This is a genomic window from Flavobacterium ranwuense, assembly GCF_004349315.1.
In the GTDB taxonomy this organism is placed as follows: Bacteria; Bacteroidota; Bacteroidia; order Flavobacteriales; family Flavobacteriaceae; genus Flavobacterium; species Flavobacterium ranwuense.
Map to the genome: position 1 here is coordinate 186324 of NZ_SMLH01000006.1, position 8069 is coordinate 194392.

Annotated in this window: 5 protein-coding genes; all 5 read left to right on the forward strand. The window is 33.7% G+C overall.

Features of this window, described 5'->3' with window-relative positions; genetic code table 11:
* Positions 1–34 precede the first annotated feature (34 nt).
* The 5 genes from rplI to E0I61_RS11780 all read left to right on the forward strand — a co-directional run bounded on the left by rplI (position 35) and on the right by E0I61_RS11780 (position 7434).
* On the forward strand, positions 35–478 hold the full coding sequence (rplI, locus tag E0I61_RS11760) for a 50S ribosomal protein L9 (RefSeq protein ID WP_131997145.1): 444 nt from the start codon (positions 35–37) through the stop codon (positions 476–478).
* 95 nt (positions 479–573) lie between these two features.
* Entirely contained in the window at positions 574–3735 is a 3162-nt protein-coding gene (locus E0I61_RS11765) for a TonB-dependent receptor (protein WP_132071619.1), read from the forward strand.
* Between the two features lie 110 nt (positions 3736–3845).
* Entirely contained in the window at positions 3846–4319 is a 474-nt protein-coding gene (locus E0I61_RS11770) for a DUF6495 family protein (protein WP_131997151.1), read from the forward strand.
* Between the two features lie 75 nt (positions 4320–4394).
* On the forward strand, positions 4395–6398 hold the full coding sequence (gene ligA / locus E0I61_RS11775) for an NAD-dependent DNA ligase LigA (RefSeq protein ID WP_132071621.1): 2004 nt from the start codon (positions 4395–4397) through the stop codon (positions 6396–6398).
* A 493-nt stretch (positions 6399–6891) separates the two neighbouring features.
* Entirely contained in the window at positions 6892–7434 is a 543-nt protein-coding gene (locus E0I61_RS11780) for an IS66 family transposase (protein WP_132071623.1), read from the forward strand.
* Positions 7435–8069: the final 635 nt, after the last annotated feature.

The following is an 8069-nucleotide window of genomic DNA, read 5'->3' on the forward strand; positions in this document are numbered from 1 at the left end:
ATGAAACCTAACTTCTATAAAAAAGGACAACAACATGGAACTTATTTTAAGACAAGACGTTCAAAATTTAGGATTTAAAGATGATGTAGTTACAGTGAAAAATGGTTACGGTCGTAACTTTTTGATCCCAACTGGTCAAGCACATTTAGCAACTTCTTCTGCAAAGAAAGTATTAGCTGAAAACCTAAAACAAAGAGCACACAAAGAAGCTAAAGTAGTTAATGATGCAAAAACATTGGCTGAAGCTTTGAAAGCTATCGAAATTAAAATCTTTGCAAAAGCAGGTGGTGAAAAATTATTCGGTTCAATCACGAATATTGATATCGCTGAAGCTTTAGCTAAAGGTGGACAACAAATTGATAGAAAATTCATCACAAGCGGAATTGTTAAACGTACGGGTAAATATAATGCCAACGTTCGTTTACACAGAGATGTAATTGTTGAATTGGATTATGAAATTGTTGCTGAAAAAGCATAAATTAGTTAACATATTGTTAACAAATTATTAAAATCACTCTTAGGAGTGATTTTTTTTTTGGTTATTTTTGCAACCAAAATAAAACATTTATACAAATGAAAAAAATTATTACTTTATTATTAATTGTATGTAGTTTTAGTGCTGTCATTGGGCAAACTACCACTTCAAGTATAAAAGGGATTGTGCGAGGTTCTGACAATGAGACACTTCCTGGAGCAACGGTTCAGGCAATACATATTCCAACAGGGTCTAAGTATTCAGCGTTATCGAATGCGGATGGAAGAATCAGTATGTTGAATATGAGAATTGGAGGTCCTTACAAAATTGTCGTAACCTATGTAGGATATAGAAGTGAAGAGTACAATGATGTTTATCTTGATTTAGGTAAAGTATTCAGTTTAGATGTTGTCTTAAAAGATGAAAGTCAGAAACTAGAGGAAGTAAAAGTAGTTGGTTCTAAAAACAGAGTTTTTCAAAGTGGAAGAACGGGCGCAGAAACCACTATTGGTCGAAGAGAATTATCAGCGTTGCCATCTATTTCAAGATCAGCTGATGATTTTACCCGTTTAGAGCCGACAGCAAGTGGAGGGTCGTTTGGAGGTAGAAACGATCAATACAATAGTTATTCACTTAATGGTGCAGTTTTTAACAATCCATTTGGATTAGATGCTGCAACTCCAGGTGGACAAACTGGCTCTCAGCCTATTTCATTGGATGCAATCGAGCAAATTCAAGTTGCAACTGCTCCTTATGATGTAACATTATCAGGTTTTACTGGAGCTTCTGTAAATGCAGTTACAAAATCAGGGTCAAACGAATTTCATGGTACTGCTTATAGTTTCTATAGAAATCAGGATATGACAGGTAGTAAAATTAAAGGAGAAAAAATATTTGTTCCTTCATTAGAGCAAACACAAACCGGTTTTAGTCTTGGTGGTCCAATTGTTAAAAATAAATTATTTTTCTTCACCAATTTTGAAATTGATAAAAGAAGCGATTTAGGATCAAATTTTGTTGCTAATGATGGAAATGGAACAACTGGAGTGAATGAATCCAGAGTACTAGAAACCGATTTAATGCATGTTTCTACTGAGTTAGGAAAGTTAGGCTATAATACAGGTGCTTATCAAGGATTTACACACAATTCTAATTCAAGTAAAGGAATTGTAAAGTTGGATTGGAACATTAATGACAATCATAAATTAGCTGTTATTTATAATTTTTTAGATGCTTCGAAGGATAAGCCTGCGCATCCTACAGCTATTATTCGTAGAGGAATTGATGCAAATACGTTGCAATTTGAAAATTCAGGATACCAAATCAACAATCAAATTAGTTCTTTCTTAGTAGAATTAAATTCTAAATTTAGTGAAACTGTTTCTAATAAATTACAAGCGGGTTATACTCATTTTAATGATTTTAGAAATCCTTTTTCTACTCCAGCGCCAGTAATTACAATTACTAAAGATGGTTCTCCTTACATTATTGCCGGTCATGAACCTTTCTCTATTAATAATAAATTAGATCAAAAAGTAATTCAAATTACAGATAATTTGAATATTGTCAGAGGAAATCACACTTATACAGTAGGTTTCTCTTTTGAAAAGTTTATTTTCAAAAATTCATTTAACCTTAAAGGATATGGTTTTGATGTTTTTGGAAGTACAGATATGGCTGGTTTTAATACGAATATTGCAAATGGTTATTACAGTACTGCAATAAAAAATGCACAAACAATTTTTGATACAAAAAATGCATTGAAAGATGGTGTTGATGGAGGTTGGAACTTAGCTGAAACGACAGTAGGACAATTAGCTTTCTATGTTCAGGATGAATGGAATATTAGTGATGATTTTAAATTAATTTATGGATTAAGAGCTGATAAGCCATTGTATTTCAATACATCTGAATTAGCTCAAAAATTTATTGACACAGATAATTCAGAAGGGTATTTGCCAAATATTGACTATTATAACCCAGCTGATGGAAGTGTAAAGAATTTTGATTCAACTAAATTACCCAATAACAATTTACTTTGGTCGCCAAGAGTTGGCTTCAATTGGGATATTAATGGAGATAAAAAACAACAATTGCGTGGAGGTACTGGAATTTTTACCGGTAAACTTCCTTTTGTATGGATTGGAAATCAAGTAGGCGGTATAGATCCATTTTTCTATCAAGTAGTAGACGAGGATTTTAAATTTCCACAGGTTTGGAGAACGAGTTTAGGATTTGATCACAAATTTGAAAATGATTATATTGTAACCATAGACATGTCTTATAATAAAGATTTAAATGGGGTTCATATCCAAAATTGGGGATTGAAAAGGCCAACAAGTCAGTTGGCAGGTGCTGATAACAGAGCCATATACGGTAGTTCTGATTATGGTACTTGGACAGACTATGGTTTTCCAGCAAGGACTAATGGGTATGTATTAACTAACACAAATAAAGGAAGTGCATTCAACTCTTCTATCAAAGTGCAAAAGACTTTTGACAATGGATTGTTCGCAAGTTTAGCCTACAACTATTTAAAGTCACAGGATGTTAATTCTATAGAAGCAGAAATTACGGGTGATGCTTTTGCTTTTAATCCGGCTTTGGGGAATGTGAATGATGCAGTTTTATCTGATTCTAAGTATGGCGATACGCACCGTTTTATAGGCGTAGCTTCAAAAAAATGGAAATACGGTAATGACAAATGGGCTACTACAGTGTCTACTTTCTTTGAGTACGCACAAGGAGGTCGTTTTAATTATACTTATGGTGGTGATATTAACAATGATGGGGCAACTGGGAATGATTTAATTTATATACCAACTACAGCCGAAATTAGCACGATGGTATTTACTGGTGGGGTTAGTCAAGGTGTAGCATTTGATGCCTTTATCAAGCAAGATAACTATTTAAGTGATAGAAGAGGTCAGTACGCAGCGCGTTATGGAGCGTTATCTCCATGGAGAGGAAAATGGGATTTTAAAATAATGCAAGATTATAACTTTAAAATTTCATCAGCTTCTAATAAAACGAATACAATTCAATTTAGTATAGATGTATTGAACTTAGGTAATTTGATTAATTCTGATTGGGGATTGGTTCAAGTGCCAACAAGTGTACAGCCAATTGGAGTATCTGTTGATCAAACTACAAAAATACCAACCTATACTTTTAACGGTACTCAAACCAAAACCTTCAACTATGATGCAAGTTTATTATCAAGATGGCAGGCGCAGTTTGGAATTAGATATATTTTCTAAAAAAAGATAAAAAATATATATTAAATTTGCCCTCTCGTTTGAGAGGGCTTTTTTTTGTTTTAAAATTCAAAAAATAGTTAAAAGCAATAGTTAAATATTAAAACGCAATAATGAAATACTCAAGATTAACAAAAGAACAATTTGAGGAATTGAATCAGGAATTCAGTACTTTTTTAGCAACCCAGACTATCGATAAAGCCGAGTGGGATAAAATAAAAGCAGAAAAACCAGAAGTTGCAGAACAGGAATTAGATGTGTTTTCTGATTTGGTTTGGGAAGGAGTACTTTCAAAAGCAACCTACTTAGAACATTTTTCTAAAAATCATATTTTCCTTTTTCATTGTTTTGATACTCATGTACAGTCAATAGTCTTGAAATCTTTAGTTCCAGAAACTGATTTCTTGACCAAACAAGGATTGCAATGGCTTAGTGACAACATGTTTACGGATACTATTGAAATGAAAGTAGGGAAAAAAGAGTTTACAGAAGAACGTAATACTTCGATTTTTGAATTAATACAACAAGGTTCGTTTTTGAGTGATGGTCTTTTATACCAGCAAATAAATACTATTATAGCGTCGTAATTGTATTGCTATTTATTTTTAATTGGTTATTTTAGTACACTTTTTCAAAACTAAAATAGCCAATTTTTATTTTCTATGGACATTCAAAATGCGATTCAAAAATTAAGGGAGGAATTAAATCAGCACAATTACAATTATTATGTGTTAGATAAACCTATAGTTTCTGATTATGAATTTGATTTGAAATTAAAAAAACTGCAAGATCTTGAAAGTCAGCATCCGGAATACTTTGACGAGAATTCTCCTTCGCAACGCGTAGGAGGAACAATAACGAAAAACTTCCAAACCGTTCCTCATGAATATAGAATGTACTCTTTGGATAATTCCTATTCCAAAGAAGAATTAATCGATTGGGAAAAACGCGTTCAGAAAGTTTTAGGGGATGTTCCATTAGAGTATACTTGTGAGTTGAAATATGACGGGGCATCAATTAGTATTACCTATGAAAATGGAGAACTGAAACGAGCCGTAACCCGAGGTGATGGTTTTCAGGGAGATGATGTGACTAATAATATCAAAACGATAAGATCGATTCCCTTAAAACTGAAAGGTGATTTTCCTGCTACATTTGATGTTCGCGGTGAGATTATTTTGCCTTTTACGGGATTCGAGAAAATGAATCAGGAATTAATTGAAATTGGAGAAACGCCCTATTCTAACCCTAGAAATACCGCTTCAGGAAGTCTAAAATTGCAAGATAGTGCTGAAGTAGCAAAACGTCCTTTGGATTGTTTGTTGTATTTTTTAATTGGAAATAATCTTCCTTTCAAATCGCAGTTTGAAGGATTAGAATCTGCGAGAAACTGGGGTTTTAAAGTTCCTAAAGAAGCAAAATTAGCCAGTAATTTAACTGAGGTTTTCGAATTTATTGATTATTGGGATAGTCACAGACACAACCTTCCTTATGAAACGGACGGTGTAGTGGTTAAAGTAAATTCTTTTCATTATCAAGATGAATTGGGCTTTACCGCTAAATCACCTCGTTGGGCTATCGCTTACAAATTCAAATCAGAACAAGCTGCAACACAATTAAACTCTATTTCGTATCAGGTAGGACGAACAGGTTCTATAACACCAGTGGCTAATTTAGAGCCAGTGCAATTAGCAGGAACCATAGTGAAAAGGGCTTCTTTGCACAATGCGGATCAAATAGAAAAGCTGGATATTCGTGTGGGAGATACTGTTTTTGTTGAAAAAGGGGGTGAGATTATTCCCAAAATAATTGCGGTTGATTTGACGAAACGACCAGATAACTCGGAGCCCACAAAATACATTACCCATTGCCCTGAGTGTAATACAGAATTAGTGAGAAGCGAAGGCGAAGCCAATCATTATTGTCCTAATTTTTACGGTTGTCCACCTCAGATTATTGGAAGAATTCAGCATTTTATTTCCAGAAAAGCCATGGATATTGAAGGTCTTGGCGGAGAAACAGTAGCTTTACTTTTCAATAATGGATTAGTTCATAATTATGCCGATTTATATGAATTGACTGTAACGCAGATTTTACCCTTGGAACGAATGGCACAAAAATCAGCGGAGAATTTGGTAAATGGCGTAGCTAATTCAAAAAATATTCCTTTCGAGCGTGTTTTGTTTGCACTTGGAATCCGCTTTGTAGGAGAAACAGTGGCTAAGAAGTTGGCTAAACATTATAAAAGTATCGATGCCTTGAGTCAGGCGACTTTGGTAGATTTGATTTTAGTAGACGAAATTGGTGATAGAATAGCACAAAGTGTACTTGATTTTTTTGCAAACGAGGAAAATAAAGTTAGCATCGAAAGACTTAAAAAGTATGGACTACAATTTGAAATTATTGAAAAAATAAATCCAAATGCTACAGATAAACTTGCTGGGAAAATTTTTGTAGTTTCAGGAGTATTTGAGCAATTTTCCAGAGACGATTTGAAAAAAGCAATTGAAGATAATGGTGGAAAAGTGGGAAGTTCAATTTCAGCAAAGACAGATTATGTTGTTGCAGGAGACAATATGGGGCCCGCTAAATTAGATAAAGCCAATAAACTCAACATTTCGATAATTTCCGAGGATGATTTTATGAAATTGCTAAATGAAAGCTAACACACCTTCACTGTTACTTTATTTTCAGCTTGCTTCGCCACTATTTTATTTAATAGGTCAAGAAGAGTATGTGTTTTATGCAAAGTCCTTAGTAGTACCATCCAATTTTATTTATTATTTAACTACAAATAATTATAAAATTAATTGTAACTATTCAGCCTGTTCTAAAAAAACATAGTTATGAACAATTTTGGCTTTCTGTTTTTAGAAAAATAGCTTTATTGTAAACACTTGTTCCTTGGTGTCAAATAAATAGAAATTGAACTCCGACAAAGAACGTGTTGCTGAATTAGAGACCAAAGTTATCCGATTAGAATGATTAATTGAAAAATTACTTGATAAAATCGATGGCTTAACGCATCGCAAAAACAGCCGAAATAGTTCATTTTTTTCATCAGAAGACGAAAATAGGCCTTTAAAAACCAAAAGTCTTAGTGCCAATCAAGGTAATAAAGTAGGTGGGCAACCAGGACACGAAGGCAGTACCTTGGAAATGATTGCAAACCCAGATATCATCATTGAACATAAACCAGAATTTTGCAACCATTGTGGTCATGATTTGTCTGATGAACCAACAACATTTATTCTGCGCAGACAAGCTGTTGATATACAGCCTATTATTTTTGAATTTACTGAGCACCGTATATTTCAAAAAATTTACGCTTGTGGTCATCACACCAAAGCTTTATTCCCCACCGGAGTTAATTCGTCTATCAGTTACGGAGCTAATATTCAAGCTATAATTGCTTATATGTATACTAGACAATACTTGCCTTTTGAGAGAATGAGCGAGTTTTTCAGTGATGTTTGTAATTTAAATATCTCACGAGGCTCTCTTTGTACCTTACTGAAATATTTTGCCCAAAAAGCCCAACTAGCCTACGAGTTGATTGCTCAAAAGGTAGAACATAAAAAAATGGTTGGAGGTGATGAAACAGGCGTTAAACTCAATGGAAAAAAGGAATGGTTCTGGACTTTTCAAAGCCAAGTTGCTACTTATATTACATTTTCAAACAATAGAGGACTGCTAATATAGATGGGAATTTCCAAAACGGCTTTGTAAACTCCTTACTCGTTCAAGATTGTTGGCGGAGTTATTTTCAAATAAAATACAAAACTCATCAAATATGCATTCTTCATTTACTTTGGGAACTTGTTTTTTTCGAAGATCGTTATGAATCTCAATGGGCAATAAACTTCAAGGAATTACTATACGAAGCAATAGAACTTAAACGGAATTTGACCCCAATTCAATATCTCAATCCAATACTACAAAGAGACAAAATCATTGAACGATTGTCCGTTTTGCTGCTAACTTCTGTTCCAAAAAACAGGAAGGATCTTTGTACGTTCCATAAGCGGATAGATAAATACAAGGAATATGTTTTCACTTTTTTATTCCATGACCAAGTTCCCCAGACAACACTGCTTCTGAAAGAGTAATTCGAAATGTGAAAGTGAAACAAAAGTATCCGAACAATTCAAAACCGAAAACGAGGCGCAATTCTATGCTGTCATTCGTTTAGTAACATATAGCTGTATCAAAAACGGACAAAATGTTTTAGCTGCTTTTAAAACTATTGCTGTATTGCAACCTGAATAGATGTAAACCTCGAAAGTGAAACTCCCAAGGTTTATAATTATTTAATATAAGTTGACTATTTTTAAGTC